The organism is Variovorax sp. Sphag1AA, assembly GCF_014192575.1.
Classification (GTDB): domain Bacteria; phylum Pseudomonadota; class Gammaproteobacteria; order Burkholderiales; family Burkholderiaceae_C; genus Variovorax.
The window spans coordinates 231,581-251,039 of record NZ_JACHYC010000006.1 but is presented as its reverse complement, the minus strand read 5'-3'; the positions used below and the strand labels follow the sequence as shown (position 1 = coordinate 251,039).

Annotated in this window: 21 protein-coding genes and 1 riboswitch; of the genes, 5 read left to right on the top strand and 16 right to left on the bottom strand. The window is 63.8% G+C overall.

Going from position 1 to position 19,459, the window contains the following annotated elements; translation table 11 throughout:
- Positions 1-87: 87 nt before the first annotated feature.
- Positions 88-909, top strand: coding sequence for a DUF72 domain-containing protein (locus FHW64_RS24020; protein ID WP_184530739.1), 822 nt, complete (start codon positions 88-90; stop codon positions 907-909).
- A gap of 7 nt (positions 910-916) precedes the next feature.
- Here FHW64_RS24020 and FHW64_RS24015 read toward each other — a convergent pair whose 3' ends face one another.
- The 5 genes from FHW64_RS24015 to FHW64_RS23995 form a co-directional block, all read right to left on the bottom strand.
- Complete coding sequence (locus tag FHW64_RS24015) at positions 917-1,450, bottom strand: polymer-forming cytoskeletal protein (protein WP_184530738.1); 534 nt, start codon at positions 1,448-1,450, stop codon at positions 917-919.
- Positions 1,451-1,582: 132 nt separating this feature from the next.
- On the bottom strand, positions 1,583-2,170 hold the full coding sequence (locus tag FHW64_RS24010) for a YigZ family protein (protein ID WP_184530737.1): 588 nt from the start codon (positions 2,168-2,170) through the stop codon (positions 1,583-1,585).
- A 29-nt stretch (positions 2,171-2,199) separates the two neighbouring features.
- Entirely contained in the window at positions 2,200-2,784 is a 585-nt protein-coding gene (gene metW / locus FHW64_RS24005; protein ID WP_184530736.1) for a methionine biosynthesis protein MetW, read from the bottom strand.
- Positions 2,781-3,950, bottom strand: a complete 1,170-nt coding sequence (locus FHW64_RS24000) for a homoserine O-acetyltransferase (protein ID WP_184530735.1) — start codon at positions 3,948-3,950, stop codon at positions 2,781-2,783. The genes metW and FHW64_RS24000 overlap by 4 nt, the downstream gene beginning before the upstream one ends.
- A gap of 131 nt (positions 3,951-4,081) precedes the next feature.
- Positions 4,082-4,648 (bottom strand): TMEM165/GDT1 family protein, encoded by a 567-nt coding sequence (locus FHW64_RS23995; protein ID WP_184530734.1) that lies wholly within the window; start codon positions 4,646-4,648, stop codon positions 4,082-4,084.
- Between the two features lie 8 nt (positions 4,649-4,656).
- Positions 4,657-4,836, bottom strand: a riboswitch (yybP-ykoY riboswitch).
- A 251-nt stretch (positions 4,837-5,087) separates the two neighbouring features.
- On the opposite strand from FHW64_RS23995, the gene FHW64_RS23990 reads away from it, so the two are divergent.
- The gene (locus tag FHW64_RS23990) at positions 5,088-5,597 is read left to right on the top strand and encodes an RNA-binding protein (RefSeq protein WP_184530733.1); all 510 of its coding nucleotides are present in this window, start codon (positions 5,088-5,090) and stop codon (positions 5,595-5,597) included.
- Positions 5,598-5,679: 82 nt separating this feature from the next.
- Here FHW64_RS23990 and FHW64_RS23985 read toward each other — a convergent pair whose 3' ends face one another.
- Genes FHW64_RS23985 through FHW64_RS23970 form a run of 4 tightly spaced genes read right to left on the bottom strand, consistent with a single transcriptional unit; the run spans position 5,680 to position 8,647 of the window.
- Entirely contained in the window at positions 5,680-6,453 is a 774-nt protein-coding gene (locus tag FHW64_RS23985; protein WP_184530732.1) for an SDR family oxidoreductase, read from the bottom strand.
- Positions 6,454-6,459: 6 nt separating this feature from the next.
- Positions 6,460-7,101 (bottom strand): LPS export ABC transporter periplasmic protein LptC, encoded by a 642-nt coding sequence (gene lptC / locus FHW64_RS23980; RefSeq protein WP_184530731.1) that lies wholly within the window; start codon positions 7,099-7,101, stop codon positions 6,460-6,462.
- Positions 7,098-7,646 carry an HAD family hydrolase gene (locus tag FHW64_RS23975; protein ID WP_184530730.1) on the bottom strand — a complete coding sequence of 183 codons (549 nt, stop codon included), beginning with the start codon at positions 7,644-7,646 and terminating at the stop codon, positions 7,098-7,100. Before FHW64_RS23975 ends, lptC begins: the two co-directional genes overlap by 4 nt.
- A complete protein-coding gene (locus FHW64_RS23970; protein ID WP_184530729.1) occupies positions 7,646-8,647 on the bottom strand; it encodes an SIS domain-containing protein in 1,002 nt (333 codons plus the stop codon). The genes FHW64_RS23975 and FHW64_RS23970 overlap by 1 nt, the downstream gene beginning before the upstream one ends.
- Positions 8,648-8,745: 98 nt before the next feature.
- Here FHW64_RS23970 and FHW64_RS23965 point away from each other — a divergent pair, with 98 nt between their 5' ends.
- Positions 8,746-10,731, top strand: coding sequence for a monovalent cation:proton antiporter family protein (locus FHW64_RS23965; RefSeq protein ID WP_184530728.1), 1,986 nt, complete (start codon positions 8,746-8,748; stop codon positions 10,729-10,731).
- 19 nt (positions 10,732-10,750) lie between these two features.
- Here the strand turns inward: FHW64_RS23965 and FHW64_RS23960 are convergent, their stop codons facing one another.
- The 7 genes from FHW64_RS23960 to rpmH all read right to left on the bottom strand — a co-directional run bounded on the left by FHW64_RS23960 (position 10,751) and on the right by rpmH (position 16,264).
- Positions 10,751-11,251: a hypothetical protein gene (locus FHW64_RS23960; protein WP_184530727.1), complete on the bottom strand. Its 501-nt coding sequence runs from the start codon at positions 11,249-11,251 to the stop codon at positions 10,751-10,753.
- A 346-nt stretch (positions 11,252-11,597) separates the two neighbouring features.
- Complete coding sequence (locus FHW64_RS23955) at positions 11,598-12,065, bottom strand: Crp/Fnr family transcriptional regulator (protein ID WP_184530726.1); 468 nt, start codon at positions 12,063-12,065, stop codon at positions 11,598-11,600.
- Positions 12,066-12,151: 86 nt separating this feature from the next.
- Positions 12,152-13,558, bottom strand: coding sequence for a tRNA uridine-5-carboxymethylaminomethyl(34) synthesis GTPase MnmE (gene mnmE, locus FHW64_RS23950; protein WP_184530725.1), 1,407 nt, complete (start codon positions 13,556-13,558; stop codon positions 12,152-12,154).
- 75 nt (positions 13,559-13,633) lie between these two features.
- Positions 13,634-15,391, bottom strand: coding sequence for a membrane protein insertase YidC (gene yidC / locus FHW64_RS23945; RefSeq protein WP_184530724.1), 1,758 nt, complete (start codon positions 15,389-15,391; stop codon positions 13,634-13,636).
- A complete protein-coding gene (gene yidD / locus FHW64_RS23940) occupies positions 15,388-15,672 on the bottom strand; it encodes a membrane protein insertion efficiency factor YidD (RefSeq protein WP_184530723.1) in 285 nt (94 codons plus the stop codon). Before yidD ends, yidC begins: the two co-directional genes overlap by 4 nt.
- Entirely contained in the window at positions 15,669-16,055 is a 387-nt protein-coding gene (locus FHW64_RS23935; protein WP_184530722.1) for a ribonuclease P protein component, read from the bottom strand. Before FHW64_RS23935 ends, yidD begins: the two co-directional genes overlap by 4 nt.
- A 74-nt stretch (positions 16,056-16,129) precedes the next feature.
- Positions 16,130-16,264, bottom strand: coding sequence for a 50S ribosomal protein L34 (gene rpmH / locus FHW64_RS23930; protein ID WP_088958522.1), 135 nt, complete (start codon positions 16,262-16,264; stop codon positions 16,130-16,132).
- A 306-nt stretch (positions 16,265-16,570) separates the two neighbouring features.
- On the opposite strand from rpmH, the gene dnaA reads away from it, so the two are divergent.
- Both dnaA and dnaN read left to right on the top strand, forming a co-directional pair.
- Positions 16,571-17,950 (top strand): chromosomal replication initiator protein DnaA, encoded by a 1,380-nt coding sequence (gene dnaA, locus FHW64_RS23925; RefSeq protein WP_184530721.1) that lies wholly within the window; start codon positions 16,571-16,573, stop codon positions 17,948-17,950.
- Positions 17,951-18,218: 268 nt separating this feature from the next.
- Positions 18,219-19,325 (top strand): DNA polymerase III subunit beta, encoded by a 1,107-nt coding sequence (dnaN, locus tag FHW64_RS23920; protein WP_184530720.1) that lies wholly within the window; start codon positions 18,219-18,221, stop codon positions 19,323-19,325.
- The last annotated feature ends 134 nt before the right edge of the window (positions 19,326-19,459 follow it).

Below are 19,459 nucleotides of genomic sequence, written 5' to 3'. Positions count from 1 at the left end.
AGTGCGTATCGGCGCCGCGCGTGCGGGTGACAACCCGCCACCCTATGCGCTAAAAGGCGGGCTTCGCCATTGCTCCCGAGGACTGCCATGCCCCCGCACACCGAGGTCTCCGCATCGCAACGCATCCGTGTCGGCATCGGCGGGTGGACGTACGAACCATGGCGCGACAACTTCTATCCGGCCGGTCTTCCGCATGCGCAGGAACTCAACTACGCAAGTCGCCACCTGACCGCCATCGAGGTCAACGGCACGTACTACAGCACTTTCAGGCCGGCAAGTTTCAAGAAGTGGCACGACGAGACACCCGAAGACTTCGTTTTCTCGCTCAAGGCCTCGCGCTTTTCGACCAACCGCAAGGAGCTCGCGACGGCCGGCGACTCGATCCGGCGTTTTGTGGAAAGCGGAATCGGCGAACTCGGCAGCAAGCTCGGACCGATCGTGTGGCAGTTCATGCCGACGAAAGTCTTCGACCCCGAGGACCTCGCGGGCTTTCTCGAACTGCTGCCGAAGAAGGAGGGCAGCCTTGCGCTGCGGCATGTGCTCGACGTGCGCCACGAGAGCTTCCGCACCGCCGAGTACCTCGCGCTGGCGCGCAAATACAAGGTGGCAACGGTGTTCACTGATTCGCCGAAATTTCCAGCGATCGCCGACCTCACGGGCGACTTCGTCTACGCGCGCTTGATGAACAGCGATGCGAAGTACAGCGCGGGCTACGCGCCGAAGGCGCTCGACGAATGGGCCGACAACGCGAAGACCTGGGCGAAGGGCGGTGCGCCTTCGTCGCTGGCACTGGTCGACGAAGGGAAGAAGAAGGGCTCGGATGCGCGCGATGTGTTCGTGTTCTTCATCAACGGCGCAAAAGAAAAGGCACCGGCGGCTGCCGGTGCCTTGATCGAGCGGTTGCGCTGAGCGCGCCTCAGGCTGCGGCTTGCAGCGAGGACGCGGCGGGCTTGCTGCCCGACGTGGCTGCGCCGAAGCTGATCTCGCCGGAAAGCTGGCCGCCTTCCTCGATGACGATCTTGCCGTAGCGGATCTTGCCGGTGACCTTGCCGGTCGAATGAATGACGAGCTTCTCGCGAACGGTGAGGTTGCCGTCGAACAGGCCGCGGATCTCGGCGATGTCGATCTCGGCCGACCCCTTGAACGCGCCTTGCTCCGCGATCTGCATCACACGCGAATCCATCGTCGCTTCGACCAGACCTTCGACCACGAGCGTGTCGCAGTCCGTGATCTCGACGCCCTTGAGCTTGATGTTCGGGCCGACGGTGAGCTTGCTGCCGCCTTCCTTGGCGACGCTCGCAGCAGCATTGGCAGCTTGCGTGGTGAGGGTCGACGGATTGACGGGCGTGCCCGAGAGATTGGTGCCGGAACCCATCAGCGGCGCGGGACGGGACGTGAGATTGTCGGCTTCGCGATCACGCTTGCCGAAGAAGGGGGACTGTGTAGCCAATGGGGAGCTCCTCGAAAACGCCTATCCTAAGAACGCCTTTACGCTTGGCGGCACTTCATTGCGCAAGAGGCGTAACCGAATAAGTCATGCGCACGCGCGAATCAACACTTTCGTTTTCTCTCGAGTGCTCGATCAAACTTTCGACCATGCAGCGCGACCTTGCGTCGCATCGTCGAGCCGCGCGATGAAGTCGTCTGCGGAAGGCTCCGGCAGAGCAAAAGCGAAGCGCACCAGGCTCTCGTGCCGCACATCGTTCAGCGTGGCGCCGACGCTTGCGATTTCTCTTCGCACGATGCCCTCTAGCGCATAAGGCACTGCGCAGTGCAATTGGCGCTGTCGTACCAACGGAACAAGCGCCGCACCTGCCAGTGCCTGGGCAACGCTGTCGGTGTAGGCACGCACAAGTCCACCAGCCCCAAGCTTGACGCCACCAAAGTAGCGCACCACCGTTGCGAGCACGCTTTCGAGCTCGTGATGCCGAAGCACTTCGAGCATCGGACGGCCCGCCGTGCCGCCGGGCTCTCCGTCGTCGTTCGCTGCCGACTGGCCCCCGGCCATCAGCGCCCAGCACACGTGTGCGGCACCGGGATGTTCGCTTCGCAAGGCAGCGACAACAGTTTGCGCCGCGGCCCGATCCGCAACCGGCTGGACGCAGCCGATGAAGCGGCTCTTGCGAATGATCAGTTCGCTATGAACGGGAACGGCCAGCGTGAACGACATGAGCTGCCCCAAGGGCCTCGCGTGTGCGTTCAGCCGCGCTCGAACTTGAAGACGGCCGTGCTCGCGCGAGCATTGGGCAACCAACGGACCTCGCGTCCGTTTTCGAGACCGAAGGCGTCGAGCACGCGCAGCCGGTTCTTGCCCGCGAGGACTTCAAAGTCCTTGAACGTGCCGACGCGGATGTTCGGTGTGTCGTACCACTGGTAGGGCAGCCGCTTCGTGACCGGCATGCGGCCGCGGGCGATGCTGATGCGGTTGGGCCAGTGCGCAAAGTTCGGGAAGGCCACGACGCCGATGCGACCGACGCGCGCGGTTTCGCGCAGCATGACTTCCGCATTGCGCAGATGCTGGAGCGTGTCGATCTGAAGCACCACGTCGAACGACGCGTCGTCGAACATGGCGAGACCTTCGTCGAGGTTGAGCTGGATCACGTCGACACCACGACGGACACAATGCAACACGTTGCCGTCGGCAATCTCGACGCCGTAGCCAGTGCAGCCGCGCTCGCGTTGGAGAAGATCGAGCAGCGCGCCGTCGCCGCAGCCGAGATCGAGCACGCGGGAGCCTTCCGGCACGAGCCGCGCGATGAGCTGTTGGGTGTCCAGGTCGCTCATGACGATGCGCCCTCGTTGTGGGTGACCGATGCAGCGATGCGATCGAAGTAGGAGCGAACAACGCTCATGTAGCGCACGTCGTCGAGAAGAAAGGCATCGTGACCGTGCGGCGCATCGATCTCGGCATAGCTCACGTTGCGCCGGTTGTCGAGCAGCCCCTTCACGATCTCGCGGCTACGGGCGGGCGAGAAGCGCCAGTCGGTGGTGAAGCTCACGATCAGGAACTTGGCCATCGCCTTGGCCAGAGCGGCACGAAGATCGCCACCATGCGCCCGCGCCGGATCGAAATAGTCGAGCGCGCGCGTAATGAGCAGGTACGTATTGGCGTCGAAGTACTCGCTGAACTTGTCGCCGTTGTAGCGCAGGTAGCTTTCGATCTGGAATTCGACTTCCTGCGTCGAGTAAAGGAAGTCCTGGCGACCCGCACTGCCTTCGACCGCGTTGCGCAACGCACGGCCGAACTTCTCGTTCATCACGTCGTCGCTCTGGTAGGTGATGTGGCCGATCATTCGCGCGATCCGCAATCCGCGCTGGGGTATGACGCTGTGCTCGTAGAAATGGCCGCCGTGAAAGTCGGGATCGGTCACGATGGCTCTGCGGGCGACTTCGTTGAACGCGATGTTCTGCGCCGTGAGGCTCGGTGCGCTCGCGATGACCACGGCATGGCGCACGCGCTCGGGATATTGGAGCGTCCACGACAGCGCCTGCATGCCGCCGAGGCTGCCGCCCATCACAGCGGCCAAGGTGCGGATACCGAGTTCGTCGAGGAGAGCGGCTTGCGCGTTGACCCAGTCCTCCACCGTCACCACCGGGAAGTCGGCGCCGTAGGCACGGCCGGTTTCCGGATTCGTGTGCATCGGCCCGGTCGAGCCGAAGCAGGAACCGAGATTGTTGATCCCGATGACGAAGAAGCGGTCGGTGTCGACGGGCTTGCCGGGACCGATCATGTTGTCCCACCAGCCTTCGGACCGCTCCTGCCCCGCGTACACGCCGGCTACGTGGTGCGACGCATTGAGCGCATGACAGACGAGCACCGCATTGCTGCGGTCCGCGTTGAGTTCGCCATATGTTTCATAGGCGAGCGAGTAGTTGGAGATCGACGCGCCGCTGCGCAGGGCCAGCGGCCCGGCAAACTGCATCGATTGCGGTGTGACGACGAACGGCATGAATGAAAAAACCCGGCCTCGCCAAAAACGAGCCGGGTCACGGCGTCCGTCTTTAGCTGCATTTATCAAGCGCCCGCAAGCTGGAGCAAATCGGCGCGTGCGGAAGTATATGCCCAGCGCCGATCCGCGGCTCAACCCCAGTCGATCAACGCAGCCACACCGAGCACCAGGAAGATGACGGCAGAAATGCTGTGCACGAGCTTGATCGGCACGCGGCGCACGATGCGCTCTCCAAGCCAGACGACCGGCGCGTTGGCCAGCATCATCCCGATCGTCGTGCCCATGACGACCCACACGTAGGCGTCCACGTAGCGGGCCGCGAGCATGACCGTCGCGATCTGTGTCTTGTCGCCCATCTCGGCGAGGAAGAAGGCGATCGCCGTGGTGCCGAACACGCCGAAGTGCGAGGAGCTGGGGAGTTCGTCATCGTCGAGCTTGTCGGGGATGAGCATCCAGAGTGCCATCGCGATGAAGGAGCCGCCAAGGATCCATCGAAGTACCGTCGGGCCGAGGAAGTGCGTGATCCAGTTGCCGACGGCGCCGGCCAATGCGTGGTTCAGCACGGTGGCAGTGAAGATGCCCAGGACAATGGGCCAGGGCTTGCGGAATCGCGCAGCGAGCACGAGGGAGAGCAGCTGGGTCTTGTCGCCCATTTCGGCGAGCGCGACCACGCCGGTGGCAACGAAAAAAGCTTCCATGAATACGTAGGTTTCCTCGGCCGAAGACGCAATTGACCGCGCCACTCCTCGGCCAAACCCGAAGTTGCGCGGTCAAAGGTCTCGCCAGGCTGCACGCTGCTTACGCCATATCCCACATGGTGTAGGACAAGTCTGTTGACGCAAACCCTTCTCGCAATGGAAGGCGGCTACTCCCCAATGACGGTGGGATTGTAGCCTACTGCCGCGCCTTGGTTGTAAGTGTGTGCCAACTTGTAGTTTATTTTTCCCGGGGGTGGTACTGGGGGCAAATTCCTAGTTGCACAACACGTATTTCCCACATAATGCGCGAGCATCCCTCCGCATTTGGGTCGGGTGCAATCGGTGATCGGTCAGTTTCGCGCAACTTGTCGAGTGTTTTCGACCTGTGGTGCTTTCGGGACTCCATCGCTTTTTTTCTGTGTTTACTAGGAGTCCCTTAATGGGCAACAAACTGTACGTCGGTAATCTGCCTTACTCGGTGCGCGACGGCGATCTCGAGCAAGCTTTCGGCCAATTCGGTGCCGTCACCAGCGCCAAAGTCATGATGGAGCGCGATACCGGTCGTTCCAAGGGCTTTGGTTTTGTCGAGATGGGTAGCGAGGCGGAAGCGCAGGCGGCCATCAACGGCATGAACGGTCAGCCCCTGGGTGGCCGCAGCGTGGTGGTGAACGAAGCGCGCCCCATGGAAGCGCGTCCTCCGCGTAGCGGCGGCGGCTACGGCGGCGGCGGCGGTGGTGGTTACGGCGGCGGTGGCGGCGGCTACGGTGGTGGCGGTCGCAGCGGCGGCGGTGGTTACGGCGGTGGTGGTGGTGGCGGCTACGGTGGTGGCGGCGGCGGTCGCGGTGGCGACGGCGGTTTCCGCAGCCCGTACGGCGCTGGCCCGCGTGGCGGCGGCGGCGGTGGCCGCGGCGGTTACGGTGGCGGCAGCGGTGGCAACAGCGGCTACTGATCGCTCGACCTCTCTCCACCTCGGAATTAAAAAGGCTCCCCTCGGGAGCCTTTTTTCATGGCGGGCGCCTTGAAGAATCCGCCTACTCGCTCGCGCGCCGTTTTCGCCCGCGACCCTGGACGACGCGGTCGAACAGGGCATTGGGAAGAGCGCGCAGAAGCTTCGCGACCACGCCCATCTGCCACGGAATCACGCGATAGCTCGTACCTGACTCGACCGCGTCGAACGCCTTGTCGGCGAAATCGGACGGCTGCATCAGGAACGGCATGCCGTATCGGTTCCCCTGCGTCAGCGGGGTGTCGACATAGCCAGGCGAAATGGTCACGACCTTGACGCCGCTGCCGCGAAGCTCCGTTCGCAGGCTCTCGCAATACGCCACCACACCCGCCTTGCTCGCGCAGTAGGCACCATGCCCCGGCAGGCCGCGAATGGCTGCAACGCTTCCGATGCCCACGAGCCGGCCACTGCCGCGCGACTGCATCGCGCGCACGAAGGGATGGAAAGTCGCGGCCACGCCGACGTTGTTGATCGCCAGCAGCCGCGCGAACACATCGAGGTCGCTGCGCTCGGCTGTGTCGATCCCGACGCTGATGCCGGCATTGGCGATCACCACATCGGGCAAGCCTTGCTGTTCGAGGCAAGCAGTGCCGGCCGCGACGATGCTGTCGATCTGCGCCACATCGGCGCTGTAGATGCCGACCCGAGAAGCGTCAATCTTCTTCTCCGCGACCCAGGCTTCGATCTCGGCCGTACGCCGCGCGACGAGCGCAAGATCGTAGCCCGCGTCATGGAAGCGCGCAGCCAAAGCCTGCCCGATGCCGCTGGACGCACCGGTAATGAATGCGAGACGCTTCATGGGGTGTTAGCGCTTGCCGGCCGCCGGGACCTGCGACGGAATCAGGACGCCACGGACGCGGCCCTGGAGATTGGCGATGCCGGTCGTGTTGTCATAGTCCATCGAGTCCGAGGTGAACTTGTCGGTGCCACGCGTGAGTTCCACCGGCTTGTTCGACTTCACGCGCTCCGTGTCAGTGAAGACGTGCAGGAAGTCGCCTCGAAACTCCAGGCGAGGAATGACCGCGCCGTTGGCACCGACCGCCGCATCGCGGATCACGATCGCGTTGCCGAACAACTGGATTTCGGTGCCGTCGCCGTTCGAGAGGCCGCGTTGCGCCGTACCGTGCATGACCAGCCCGTCATCCGAGATGGAGCGGAATCGCACTTCGTCGACCTCGAGCGTGTCGTTGTCCGGGTAGTGCCGGCCTTCCTTGCCGAACAGCTCGCTGCGCAACTCGCCGCTGGGCAGGAAGCTCTTCACGACGAAGCCGCGCATGAAGAAATCGGGTTCGTGGACCGGTGCCTCCTTCGGCGCAGGCTCCAGCAGCTTGGGCGCATTGCGAACGAGCCAATAGGTGCCCAGTGCGAGCGCCGCGGTCAGGATCAGGGGCAGATAGATCGTGACGCGATCGAATCCGTCACGCAGCAGGCTCCAGGCCGACTTCATGCGGGCAGGCCTCTTGCAGCATCCAGGAATCGACGGTAGTGCCCGCCTGCAGTCAGAAGCAGGTCGCAAAACTCGCGCGCAGCGCCTTCGCCGCCGCGCGCGCTTGTCACATGGTGCGCGATGGCACGCACTTCAGCGTGAGCGTTTGCGGGTGCCGCGGCGAACGCGACGCGCGTGAGCACAGGGAGATCGGGCCAGTCGTCGCCGATCGCGGCGGCTTGCGTCCAGTCCAGGCCCAGCGATGCCAGCATGGCCTCCGCGGCGGGGAGCTTGTTCTCGGTGCCGTAACGCACGTGTTCGATGCCCAGCGCCTCAAGCCGTACCCGCAGCGGTTTGGAGTCGCGGCCGGTGATCACCGCCGGTTTGATGCCGGCCGAGCGCAGCAGCTTGAGGCCGTAGCCGTCGAGGATGCTGAAGCGCTTGAGCGTCTCGCCATGCTCGCTGAAATACACGCCGCCGTCGGTCAGCACGCCATCGACGTCGAAGAACGCGATGCGAACGTCCTGCGCGACGAGCAGGGTCTCCGCCTTGAATTCCACGGGCATCAGATGACTTTCGCGCGCATCAGGTCGTTGATGCTGAGCACACCGATGAGCACTCCGGAGGCGTCAACGACCAGCACGCTGGTGATGCGATGTTGCTCCATGACCTCCGCCGCTTCGGCGGCCAGCGCCTCGGCGCGCAAGGTGCGTGGACCGACATGCATGACATCGCGGGCGGTCAGCGCACGCAGATCCGCGCCCGTTTCGACCTGCCGGCGGAGGTCGCCGTCGGTGAAGATCCCGATCGCTCGACCATCCGCACCGACGACTGCGGCGGCGCCGAGCCCCTTCGCGCTCATCTCGCGCATCAGGTCGGTGAAGCTGGCTTCAGGCGGAACGCGCGGCACGTCGTCGCCTGAGCGCATGACGTCGCTGACATGGGTAAGCAGCTTCCGGCCCAGCGCGCCGCCGGGATGCGATCGCGCGAAATCGTCGGTGCCGAAGCCTCGCGCATCGAGCAGGGCAACTGCGAGTGCATCGCCCAGGGCCATTTGCGCCGTGGTGCTGGCGGTCGGCGCCAGGTTGAGCGGGCAGGCCTCTTTCTCGACGCCGCTGTCCAGAACGATGTCGGCGTGGCGCGCGAGCGTGGAATCGGCTCGGCCGGTCATCCCGATCAGCGGCACGCCCTGGCGTTTGACGACAGGAAGAATGACGGTGAGTTCCTCGACTTCGCCGCTGTTGGAGATGGCGAGCACGAGATCTACGGCCTTGATCATCCCGAGGTCGCCATGGCTCGCTTCGGCGGGATGCACGAACATTGCCGGCGTGCCGGTCGATGCGAGGGTGGCCGCGATCTTGCGACCCACATGGCCGCTCTTGCCCATGCCCATGACGACGACACGTCCGCGAACGTCAAGAATCTTGCGGACGGCGTCGACGAAGCTGGGTCCGACCCGATCCTTCAGGCCGAGCACGGCAGCAGCTTCGATGTCGAAGGTGACGCGCGCCCGTGCGAGCATGGCTTCGGGCGTGGCCGCGGAGGGCAGATCAGGGCGAGAGCTCATCGCGGAATTTTATCGGGCGCGACCGGAACGGTAGAAATATGGGGAACAGGGTGAAACGCGGGACGCGGGAATCCGGCCACATTCAGTAGCATCGGCTCATGACCTCGTTCGATCTCACCCTGATGTATCTGCTCGCGGCAGTGATCGGCGTGGTCGTGTGCCGGTTCCTCAAGCTGCCGCCGATGCTGGGCTATCTGACAGCCGGCGTCCTGATCGGGCCGCACGCCTTCGCGCTGGCGCAGAACTCCGAAGGCATCCAGCACCTCGGCGAGTTCGGCGTGGTCTTCCTGATGTTCGTGATCGGCCTCGAATTCAGCCTGCCCAAGCTGCGGGCCATGCGAAAGCACGTGTTCGGCCTCGGGCTGCTGCAGGTGGTACTGACCATCGCGATCGCGACCGCCGGCGCGCTGCTGGTGTCCACGATGATGCCGGCCGCCCGGCAACTGAACTGGCAGACCGCGCTGGTGCTATCGGGTGCACTCGCGATGAGCAGCACCGCGATCGTCGTGAAGCTGATGGCGGAGCGCCTGGAGATCGACAGCGAGCACGGCAAGCGGGTCATGGGCGTTCTGCTGTTCCAGGATCTTGCAGTGGTTCCACTGCTGGTCATCATCCCCGCGCTGGGTGCGCCGCCCGAAGCACTGCTGAAGGCACTCGCCATCGCCGTCATCAAGGCGGCACTGCTGATCGCGGTGCTGCTCTACGGCGGCCCGCGCATCATGCGCTGGTGGTTGACGCTCGTCGCGCGCCGGCGTAGCGAGGAACTCTTCATGCTCAACCTGCTGCTGGTGACGCTGGGGTTGGCCTGGCTGACGGAATTGGCCGGGCTGAGCCTGGCGCTGGGGGCGTTCGTCGCAGGCATGCTCGTCTCCGAGACCGAGTTCAAGCACCAGGTGGAAACGGACATCCGCCCGTTCCATGACGTGCTGCTGGGGCTGTTCTTCATCACGATCGGGATGTCGCTCGACTGGCATGTCGTCGTGCAGCATTGGGCGGTGGTGTTGCTTCTGCTCCTGCTGCCTTTGGCATTCAAGCTCACGCTGGTCACCGCGCTGGCCCGCCTCCTGGGCGCGACGACGGGCGTGTCGCTGCGCACGGGTCTCTACCTCGCGCAGGCGGGTGAATTCGGCTTTGTTCTGCTTGCGCTCGCGCAAGGCAAGAGCCTTTTGCCGGAATGGCTGGTGAATCCGGTGCTTGCGTCGATGGTGCTGTCGATGCTGTCGACGCCGTTCATCATCATGTACAGCAACCGCATCGTCCGGAAGCTGGTCGCCAGCGACTGGCTGCAACAGTCGCTGCAGATGACGACGATTGCGCGCAAGACGATCAACACGGCCCAGCACGTGATCATCTGCGGCTACGGTCGCTGCGGACAGAACCTCGCGCGGGTGCTGGAGCGCGAGGGGATCCCCTACCTGGCGCTCGACCTCGATCCCGACCGCGTCCGGCAGGCCGCAGCGGCGGGCGACTCTGTAGTCTTCGGCGACGCGTCGCGGCTGCAGGCGCTGATGGCTGCGGGCCTCGCGCGGGCGAGTGCACTGGTCGTGACCTATCACGACGTGCCGGGTGCGCTCAAAGTGCTCGCGAATGCGCGCGCACACGCACCGCAGGTGCCCGTCATTGTCCGGACGCAGGACGACCGCGATCTCGAAAAGCTGCAGACGGCAGGCGCTACCGAGGTGGTGCCGGAGGCCATCGAAGGCTCGCTCATGCTGGCGAGCCATGCGTTGGCGCTGGTCGGCGTGCCGATGCGGCGCGTGATCCGCGTGGTGCAGGACCAGCGCGACGCCCGCTACAACCTGCTGCGCGGCTACTTCCACGGCGCCGACGACGACAAGGCCGACGAACTGGATCACGTGCGGCTCAACACCTTCACGCTGTCGGCCGGCGCGCGCGCTATCGGCCAACCGCTCGCGCGCCTGGCGCTCGAAGCGCTGGGTGTGCGCGTGGCAAGCCTGCGCCGTCGCGACGGCAAGACCGCTGACGCGACGGACGACGCGGTGCTCGCGGACGGCGACACTCTAGTGCTGTCGGGCAAGCCCGGCGCGTTGGCCATGGCCATCGACAAGCTTCAGAAGGGCTGAAGCCGACCTGCCGCGCGGCTCAGTTGAGCAGCGACGGATTGCGCTTCTCTTCCTCGATCTGTTGCTGGCGCCGCACGGCGTCGCACTGGGAATGCGTGGCGAATTCGGGCTTCGCGCATTGCGCGGCCATGCACCGCGCGCGCGAGAAGAAATTCAGATTGCCGCAAGCTGCCTGTGGATTGGCCGGCGGCGCGGGTTCGGGCGCCGGTGCGGGTGCCGGAGCCTGGACCTCCACGGGCGCTGCAGGAGGCGGCGGTGGCGCGGACACCGGCTTGCGCACCTTGGGCGCTACGGATTGCTTGGGTGGTGTGGGAGCTTCAGCGATGACCGGCGGCGGCTCCGGTGCCGGTGCGGGGACAGCGATTGGCGGCTCGACCGTGGCCGTGGGCGGTGTCAGCTCCGGGATGGGTGCGGGGGCCGATCCAGCCGTCGGGACGGCCGGTGTCACCGGCGGGGGGACGTCTTGATCGGAGCCGAGCGCATACCAGCAGGCTCCGGCGATCAACGCGAACGCAAGCACGATCCAAGCAGCAGGCCTGATCCTGCGAGCCGTCTTGCCATTGTTGGCGACCTGGGCAGAAGCGGCGCTTGCTCGTCGGGGCGCTGGCTGCGCGGCACGTTGCGCCGGCGGAGGCGCTTGAGGTCTGACAGGCGCTGAAGACCCCTTGAGGACGCGAGGAGACGCCGGCAAGACTGTTTCGGCCCTGCGCGCCCGCAATTCCTCGCCCGGGTAGGCCATGCGCTGCGTGGCCGGCCATTCCTCCCCCATGGGCGCGACCTTGATCCTGCGACCGCAGCCTTTGCAGAACCTCGCCCCGTCCCGGTTGGACGTGCGGCACTCGGTGCATGTCACCGGCATGCCGGATTCAGGTGACGGCCACCCGCTTGGGCTTGTTGACCATCCGCTTGGCGATGACGGCGCCCAAGCTCATGGTCATTTCCAGCGCGAGCGAAGGTTGCCTGTTGGACATCTCGCTGAAGCGCAGCGCGGTCAACCGCCAGACGCGGGCCGCCCCGGTGGCGATCACGTTGGCCGATCGCGGCAGCCTGGAAAAGAACGCGCCTTCGCCCACCACGGAGCCGGGGTTGAGGATGGCCAATTGCATCTGACCCTTGTCGCCGATCACATGGACGCTCAGCGCGCCGCTCTCTATGAAGAAGAGGGTGCGGTCATGGGCGCCCTGGTCGATCAGCACCTGGCCGACGGCGAGGTCGAAAGGCTGTAGGTAACTGCCGACGGTCTCCCACTGCTGCGCGTTGAACGCAGGCGCGAAAGCGTCGTAGCTCGTGTTCTGGGCGATGGCGCGGCAAAGATCTTGAATGCTTGAAGACATCGTGATGAGGCCCTGCTGATCGGGCAGAAGTATCCGCGAATCCAGGAATGCGCGGTGACAAATGTCACAAACACACACACTCGTGGCTATTTGCCGATGCAAAAACGGGAAAAGATCACGCCGAGTAGGTCATCAGCACCAAATTCACCGGTGATTTCGTTCAAGGCGTTCTGCGCGAGCCGCAGTTCCTCTGCGAGCAAATCCAGCGATTGAGCGCGTGCCGCCAGGTGCTCGGCGGCAACGTCGATGTGCTGTTCGACCCGCATCAGTGCCTGGACGTGGCGAGCGCGTGCCAGATAGACCCCCTCAGGCACCGCCTGCCAGCCCGCTACTTCGAGAAGGCGAGTGCGCAGCGCCTCAATGCCGAAGCCGGTTTTTGCGGAAAGGCTGACGCCGCTGGCTGGCGCCGCAACCGGCGTAGCGTCCAGCTTGCTCCAGACATCGATCACCGGCACCCCGACAGACAGGCGATTCACCAGGTCGCGCGTGATCTCGGCGTCGGCCGCCGCATAGTCGGGTAGCGCAACGCGTGTGAGGTCGTGGAGGAAGAGCACGGCGTCGGCGCCTTCGATCTGCCCCCATGCGCGAGCGATGCCGATTTGCTCAACCTCGTCGACGCTTTCGCGGAGCCCGGCTGTGTCGACCACATGCAGAGGTACGCCGTGGATCTGAATGGTCTCGGAGACCACGTCGCGCGTGGTGCCGGCGACCGAACTCACGATCGCCAGCTCGGCACCCGCCAAGGCGTTGAGCAACGAGCTCTTGCCGGCGTTGGGCTGCCCGGCGATCACCACCTTGATGCCTTCGCGCAGCAACGCGCCTTGGCGCGCGCGGTTCTGCACCACGGCAAGTTGTGCTTTCAAGGCGGCGAGTTGGCCGATCGCGTCGGCTTCCTGGAGAAAGTCGATCTCCTCGTCCGGAAAGTCGAGTGTGGCCTCGACCAGCATCCGCAGGCGAACCAATGCGTCGAGCAAGCCATGAATTTCTTCGGAGAACGCACCGGAAAGGGACCGGCCCGCACTGCGCGCGGCCGCCTCGGTGCTGGCATCGATCAGATCGGCGATCGCCTCCGCCTGGGCCAGGTCGATCTTGCCGTTCAGAAAAGCGCGCTGGCTGAATTCCCCGGGTTCGGCCACCCGCAGGCCGGGAAGCCGCGCCTGGCCACTGGCGACATCGAACTCGGCCGCCGCTTCGAGACAGCGGGCCAGCAGCAGTTGCAACACGACCGGTCCGCCGTGCGCTTGCAGTTCGAGCACGTCTTCGCCGGTGAACGAATGAGGTGCGGGAAAGTGAATCGCAAGTCCGTGATCAATCGGCATCCCTTGCGCGTCACGGAAGGGCAAATAGGTTGCCTCGCGCGCCTTCAAGGGCCGTCGACAAATGGCCGCAATGACGGGTGCCATCTGCGCGCCGGAGATCCGCACGATGCCGACGGCGCCCCGCCCGGAGGCAGTGGCGATGGCAATGATCGGATCGGAGGTGCGCGCGAGCATGACGGCGATTCTTCCAGCAAGTCCAGCGAGAAGGGCCGCTTGCGCGGCCCTTTTCTGAACGAAGTGCGGTGACGGTTACTTCGACGGTTTGTTGCCAAGCACGCCAAGGCGCTTGTTGATGAACCACTGCTGCGCGATCGACAGCACGTTGTTGGTGATCCAGTACAGCACCAGACCGGCCGGGAAGAAGATGAACATCACGCTGAATGCCAGCGGCATGATCCACATCAGCTTGGCCTGCATCGGGTCCGGCGGCGTCGGGTTGAGCCAGGTCTGGAACAGCGAAGTCGCAGTCATCACTGCCGGCAGGATGAACCATGGATCGGGAGCGGAGAGGTCCTTGATCCACAGAATCCAGGGCGCGTGGCGCATTTCGACCGACGACAGCAGCACCCAGTACAGCGCGATGAACACCGGGATCTGGATCAGGATCGGGAAGCAGCCGCCCATCGGGTTGACCTTTTCCTCGCGGTAGATGCGCATCATCTCCTGCTGCATCTCCTGGGGCTTGTCCTTCAAGCGCTCCCGCATTTCCATGATCCGCGGGTTGATCGCCTTCATCTTGGCCATGCTGGCGTAAGCCTTCGCATTGAGCCAGAAGAACGCAGCCTTCAGCAGGAAAACCAGCGCGACGATGGACCAGCCCCAGTTGCCGAGAATGCCGTGCAGCTGGTTGAGCAGCCAGTAGAGCGGCTTGGAGATGATGGCGAAGATGCCGTAGTCCTTGACCAGTTCGAGGCCCGGCGCCAGTGCTTCGAGCTTCTTCTCCTCTTCGGGGCCGGCGAACAGGTTGGATTCGATCAGTTGCGTTGCCCCCGGCGCCAGTTTGGGCACATCGAGAACCATCGCGACCGAGAAAAGGTTGTTGCCCAGATCCGCGACACGGAACTCACGCTTGAGCGCGTCGCTGCCCGGGACATTCAGCAGCCACGCCGAAACGAAGTAGTGCTGCACCATCGCGACCCAACCGTTTGTGGCGGGCGCGGGCAACTCGACCTTGTTCTTCGTGATGTCCGTGAAGTTGATCTTCTGGAACTTCTTTTGCTCGGTGAAGATGGCCGGACCCGTGAAAGTGTTGGTGCCGAACATCGTGCTCGACGCAACCGTGCCGTGGCGTACGAACTGCAGATACAGCTGCGCATCGACCGGCTGGTTGCTCACGTTCACGATCTCGTGCTTGACGTGGATCGAGTAGTCCCCGCGCTGGAACACGTACGTCTTGACATACTTCAGACCGCCCACCGGCTGCGACTCGAACGCGACTTCGAGCGTCTTCTGGCCTTCAGCCAGCTCGCGCGGGCCGCTGCGCGGCGTCATCAACGTCAGATGGTTGGGAAAACGCTCGCCCGCCTGCACCTGGTTGAGCAGGCCCGTCTGTGCCACGTAGCGCGTGGCCGGCGAACCGTTCTCCATGAGCGTGACCGGATGCGATTCGTTCTGCGCCACCGGCAGGCCCACGAGATGGCGGAACCATTCGACGAGGCCGTGGTTGTTCGTCTGGTCGACGAAATTGAGCAGCTGCAGCTCGGAGAGGGTGCCGCCTTCACCATCGATGGTCGCCTTGAAGACGTCGGTGGTCACCGTCACGCGCTCGCCAATGGCGGGGGCCGCGGTCTGCTGCGGCACCGAAGCATTGGTCGAGGATGCGGCAGGCGCCGCTCCGCTGGTCGACGCGGTTGGCGCAACCGGCGCGTTCGCCTGCTCGGTTGCCGCGGTCTTTGCCGACGGCAGGAAAGTCGGCCGGTGACCGTTGTAGACCTGCCATTGGTCCCACAGCAGCACCAGCGAGAAGCCAAAGATCACCCACAGAATGGTGCGGCGGATATCGTTCATGAAGAAGACTTCTTGTCGGAAGAGAGGAAGGCGAACAGCCCCGGTCGCGATGCGGAGTTCTGTGCCTTGGAGGGAACCGGATCGTGGCCGCCCTGGCACCAGGGCTGGCAGCGGCAGATCCGGCGCAGTGTGAGATAGCTGCCACCGAGGGCGCCGTGCTGCTCGAGCGCGCCGATGGCATAGACAGAACAGGTCGGCTCGAAACGGCAGGCCTGGCCGAGCCAGGGGCTCAGCAGCAGACGGTAGGCCTTCACGAGACCAATGAGGAAGCGCTGCATCATGCGCGCGCAGCAGCAGACCGCTCCAGCAAGAGCTGAAGTTCGGCCCGCACTGCGGCCTTGAGCTTGTCGGAAACCGCGCTCACGAATTGCTTGCGATCGAAGCCGGCGCGAAGACGCACCACGTATGCCGCAAGCGGCAGCGAGGCTTCGGACGCGGCAGTCACGTTGTAGATCTGACGTTTGATCGCGTTGCGGGTAACCGCACGACGCGCCCATCGTTTGGGCACCATGGCTCCAACCCACACATCCTGCACGGAGAAAGCGGACGCCACGCCGGACGAAGCGTCAAGCGAGCAACGGTGCAGTGCAAAGTGGGCGGTGCGCGCCACGGTGGCACCTGCGAGTACAGCCTGGAATTGCGCGCGGGTCTTGAGCCGCTGCATGGGAGCGAACCGCGAGGCGCCGTCGGTTCGTACGAGCGCGGGCGGTACGACTGGCAACGACGCCTGGGGTGCCGTTAGACGGAAAGGCGCTTGCGGCCCTTGGCGCGGCGCGCGTTGATGACGGCGCGACCACCACGGGTCTTCATACGAACCAGAAAACCGTGGGTACGGGCGCGGCGGGTCTTGGATGCTTGATAAGTGCGTTTCATGATGATTTTTCCTGGTGTGACCGGATCGTTTCCGGCAAGTCCGGTGCGCCTCTACGAAAAGATTCGAAAGATTCGGCCCCCGAGATACCCCCGAAACACACAAAGAGGTTTTCAGGGAAACCCGCGATTATCGCAAACATTCAAGACCCCGACAATCCCGATCGGCGATCTCAGGCCTTTCCATCATCGGCGGGATGGTGTGGATAAGTTTTTGACAAGTTAGAATCCTGGGCGCATCGCGGGTGCGACTATCCACAACACGAACACGAAAGATGGCTGAGGGACAAACCACTTTTCAGAGCACCCATGTCGAGTGACGGCGTCGGTGACAGCCTCTGGCAGGCCTGCGTCGACCAGCTCGCGCAGGAGCTGTCCGAACAGCAATTCAATACCTGGATCAAGCCACTGACCGCCAAGGTCGCGGACGACTTTTCGCGGGTTACCGTTTTTGTCGCGAATCGCTTCAAGCTCGATTGGATCCGTGCGCAGTACGCGGGCAAGATCGCTTCGATGGCCGAGAAGATCTACGGCCAGCCCATCATCATTGAGTTAGCGCTTGCTCCTCGCGAAATCGTTGCACGACCGACATCGTTGGCGGTCGTTTCCGACGTCGATGTGCCGCGCGACCTGCCGAGCCCAGGCGAAGATCCAGCGAGCTCGGCGTTCAAGAACCGCCTCAACTCCGGGCTCACTTTCGAGAACCTCGTCGAAGGTACGGCGAACCGGATGGCACGCGCCGCAGCCATGCATGTGGCAAGTACGCCGGGCCACCTCTACAACCCGCTGTTCATCTATGGTGGCGTCGGCCTCGGCAAGACGCACTTGATGCACGCTGTGGGTAATCGCCTGCTGGCGGACCGGCCGGACGCAAAAGTTCTCTACATCCACGCCGAGCAGTTCGTGTCGGATGTGGTCAAGGCCTATCAACGCAAGACTTTCGACGAGTTCAAGGAGCGCTATCACTCGCTCGACCTCCTGCTGATCGATGACGTCCAGTTCTTCGCGAACAAGGACCGCACGCAAGAAGAGTTCTTCAACGCCTTCGAAGCCCTGCTCGCGAAGAAGTCGCACATCGTCATGACGAGCGACACCTATCCGAAGGGCCTGGCGGACATCCACGAGCGGCTCGTGTCGCGCTTCGATTCAGGCTTGACGGTCGCGATCGAGCCGCCCGAGCTGGAAATGCGTGTGGCCATTCTGATCAACAAGGCGCGCGCCGAAAGCGCCGAGATGCCGGAAGAGGTTGCGTTCTTCGTCGCCAAGAACGTGCGTTCCAACGTCCGCGAACTGGAAGGCGCACTGCGCAAGATCCTTGCGTACTCGCGCTTCAATCAGAAGGAAATCTCGATCGCGCTCGCTCGCGAAGCGCTTCGCGACCTGCTGTCGATCCAGAACCGCCAGATCTCGGTGGAAAACATCCAGAAGACGGTGGCCGACTACTACAAGATCAAGGTCGCCGACATGTATTCGAAGAAGCGGCCGGCCTCGATCGCCCGGCCGCGCCAGATCGCGATGTACCTCGCCAAGGAGCTGACCCAGAAGAGCCTGCCTGAAATCGGGGAGCTCTTCGGCGGCCGCGACCACACCACTGTGCTGCATGCCGTGCGCAAGATTTCCGGCGAACGCCAGCAGCTGACCGAGCTGAACCAGCAGTTGCACGTGCTGGAGCAGACGCTCAAGGGATGATCGATGGGCGCCCGCGCACAATCCGTCAACGCTGTCAAAGCACAACTCTGGGGAAAGTCTCGGAACAAATGACGGGTTGTCCACAGAGCCACCGCGCAAGCGAATGTTGTTCGCCGCGCCGCGACAGCACCGAAGCGCGGCTACGCACACCCGTTGAGCAGCGCCAAGTCGTTGTCGCGGAAGCGGAAAATCGCGCTGTCCACAGCGCGGTGCGTCCCTTATCTACTACTACCAATTTGAATTAAAGAAATAAAGGAAGAGGTAAGACATGATCGTTTTGAAGGCAACTCAAGACAAAGTCCTGGCGGCGCTGCAATCGGTGTCCGGCATCGTGGAGCGGCGGCACACGCTGCCGATCCTCGCCAACGTGCTGATCCGCAAGACGGGCGCCCAACTGCAACTCACGACCAGCGACCTGGAAATCCAGATCCGTACGCAAGCTGAACTCGGCGGCGACGACGGCAACTTCACGACGACCGTGGGCGCGCGCAAGCTGATCGACATCCTGCGCACCATGCCGTCCGACCAGACGGTGAGCCTCGAATCGAGCGCCAACAAGCTCGTGCTCAAGGGCGGCAAGAGCCGCTTTACGCTGCAGTCGCTGCCGGCTGAGGACTTCCCGCTGGTGCAGGAATCCGCCAACTTCGGCCCGGTGTTCAGCGTGCCACAGAAGACGCTGAAGGACCTTCTCAGCCAAGTGTCGTTCGCGATGGCGGTGCATGACATTCGCTACTACCTCAACGGCATCCTGTTCGTTGCCGAAGGCAAGCAGCTCAGCCTCGTGGCGACCGATGGCCACCGCCTTGCGTTCGCCTCCGCCACGCTCGACGTCGAAGTACCGCGCCAGGAGGTGATCCTTCCCCGCAAGACGGTGCTCGAGATGCAGCGTCTTCTGTCTGATGCCGAGGGCGCGATCGAGATGCAGTTCGCGAACAACCAGGCGAAGTTCGCCTTCGGTGGCATGGAGTTCGTCACCAAGCTGGTCGAGGGCAAGTTCCCCGACTACAACCGCGTCATCCCCAAGAATCACAAGAACAGCGTGACGCTGGGCCGCGCGCCTCTGCTGGCCAGCTTGCAGCGCACCGCGATCCTGACGAGCGAGAAGTTCAAGGGCGTGCGACTCAACATCGAGCCGGGCACGCTGCGCATCGCCTCGAACAATGCCGAGCAGGAAGAGGCGCAGGACGAGCTCGACATCGACTACGGCGGCGACACGATCGAGATCGGCTTCAACGTGACCTATCTCATCGACGCGCTGTCGAACATGAGCCAGGACATGGTGAAGCTGGATCTGCAGGATTCGAACAGCTCGGTGCTGATGACGATTCCGGAGAACGCGTCGTTCAAGTACGTTGTGATGCCGATGCGCATTTGACCCACCCCCAGGCTACGCGCACTTCGTGTCGCTACGCCAACCCCCTTGCAGGGGGCAACACCAGCGGCCCGGCAAAGCCGGTTCCGCGGTGTTCCTGAAGAAATAGCGGCAGTCCGCGGGTTGCCGAGAGAGAA

Bases quoted from the DNA above. Each gene is read 5' to 3' on its own strand.
- FHW64_RS23990 (WP_184530733.1), top strand. From the start codon at position 5,088: ATGGGCAACAAACTGTACGTCGGTAATCTGCCTTACTCGGTGCGCGAC.
- FHW64_RS23995 (WP_184530734.1), bottom strand. From the start codon at position 4,648: ATGGAAGCTTTTTTCGTTGCCACCGGCGTGGTCGCGCTCGCCGAAATG.
- FHW64_RS23965 (WP_184530728.1), top strand. From the start codon at position 8,746: ATGACCTCGTTCGATCTCACCCTGATGTATCTGCTCGCGGCAGTGATC.
- mnmE (WP_184530725.1), bottom strand. From the start codon at position 13,558: ATGCTCGCGCGCACCTCCGATCCGATCATTGCCATCGCCACTGCCTCC.
- FHW64_RS23985 (WP_184530732.1), bottom strand. From the start codon at position 6,453: ATGAAGCGTCTCGCATTCATTACCGGTGCGTCCAGCGGCATCGGGCAG.
- dnaA (WP_184530721.1), top strand. From the start codon at position 16,571: ATGTCGAGTGACGGCGTCGGTGACAGCCTCTGGCAGGCCTGCGTCGAC.
- dnaN (WP_184530720.1), top strand. From the start codon at position 18,219: ATGATCGTTTTGAAGGCAACTCAAGACAAAGTCCTGGCGGCGCTGCAA.
- FHW64_RS23975 (WP_184530730.1), bottom strand. From the start codon at position 7,646: ATGCCCGTGGAATTCAAGGCGGAGACCCTGCTCGTCGCGCAGGACGTT.
- FHW64_RS24000 (WP_184530735.1), bottom strand. From the start codon at position 3,950: ATGCCGTTCGTCGTCACACCGCAATCGATGCAGTTTGCCGGGCCGCTG.
- metW (WP_184530736.1), bottom strand. From the start codon at position 2,784: ATGAGCGACCTGGACACCCAACAGCTCATCGCGCGGCTCGTGCCGGAA.
- yidD (WP_184530723.1), bottom strand. From the start codon at position 15,672: ATGATGCAGCGCTTCCTCATTGGTCTCGTGAAGGCCTACCGTCTGCTG.
- FHW64_RS24020 (WP_184530739.1), top strand. From the start codon at position 88: ATGCCCCCGCACACCGAGGTCTCCGCATCGCAACGCATCCGTGTCGGC.
- FHW64_RS23970 (WP_184530729.1), bottom strand. From the start codon at position 8,647: ATGAGCTCTCGCCCTGATCTGCCCTCCGCGGCCACGCCCGAAGCCATG.
- FHW64_RS23935 (WP_184530722.1), bottom strand. From the start codon at position 16,055: ATGCAGCGGCTCAAGACCCGCGCGCAATTCCAGGCTGTACTCGCAGGT.
- rpmH (WP_088958522.1), bottom strand. From the start codon at position 16,264: ATGAAACGCACTTATCAAGCATCCAAGACCCGCCGCGCCCGTACCCAC.
- yidC (WP_184530724.1), bottom strand. From the start codon at position 15,391: ATGAACGATATCCGCCGCACCATTCTGTGGGTGATCTTTGGCTTCTCG.
- FHW64_RS24010 (WP_184530737.1), bottom strand. From the start codon at position 2,170: ATGTCGTTCACGCTGGCCGTTCCCGTTCATAGCGAACTGATCATTCGC.
- FHW64_RS23955 (WP_184530726.1), bottom strand. From the start codon at position 12,065: ATGTCTTCAAGCATTCAAGATCTTTGCCGCGCCATCGCCCAGAACACG.
- lptC (WP_184530731.1), bottom strand. From the start codon at position 7,101: ATGAAGTCGGCCTGGAGCCTGCTGCGTGACGGATTCGATCGCGTCACG.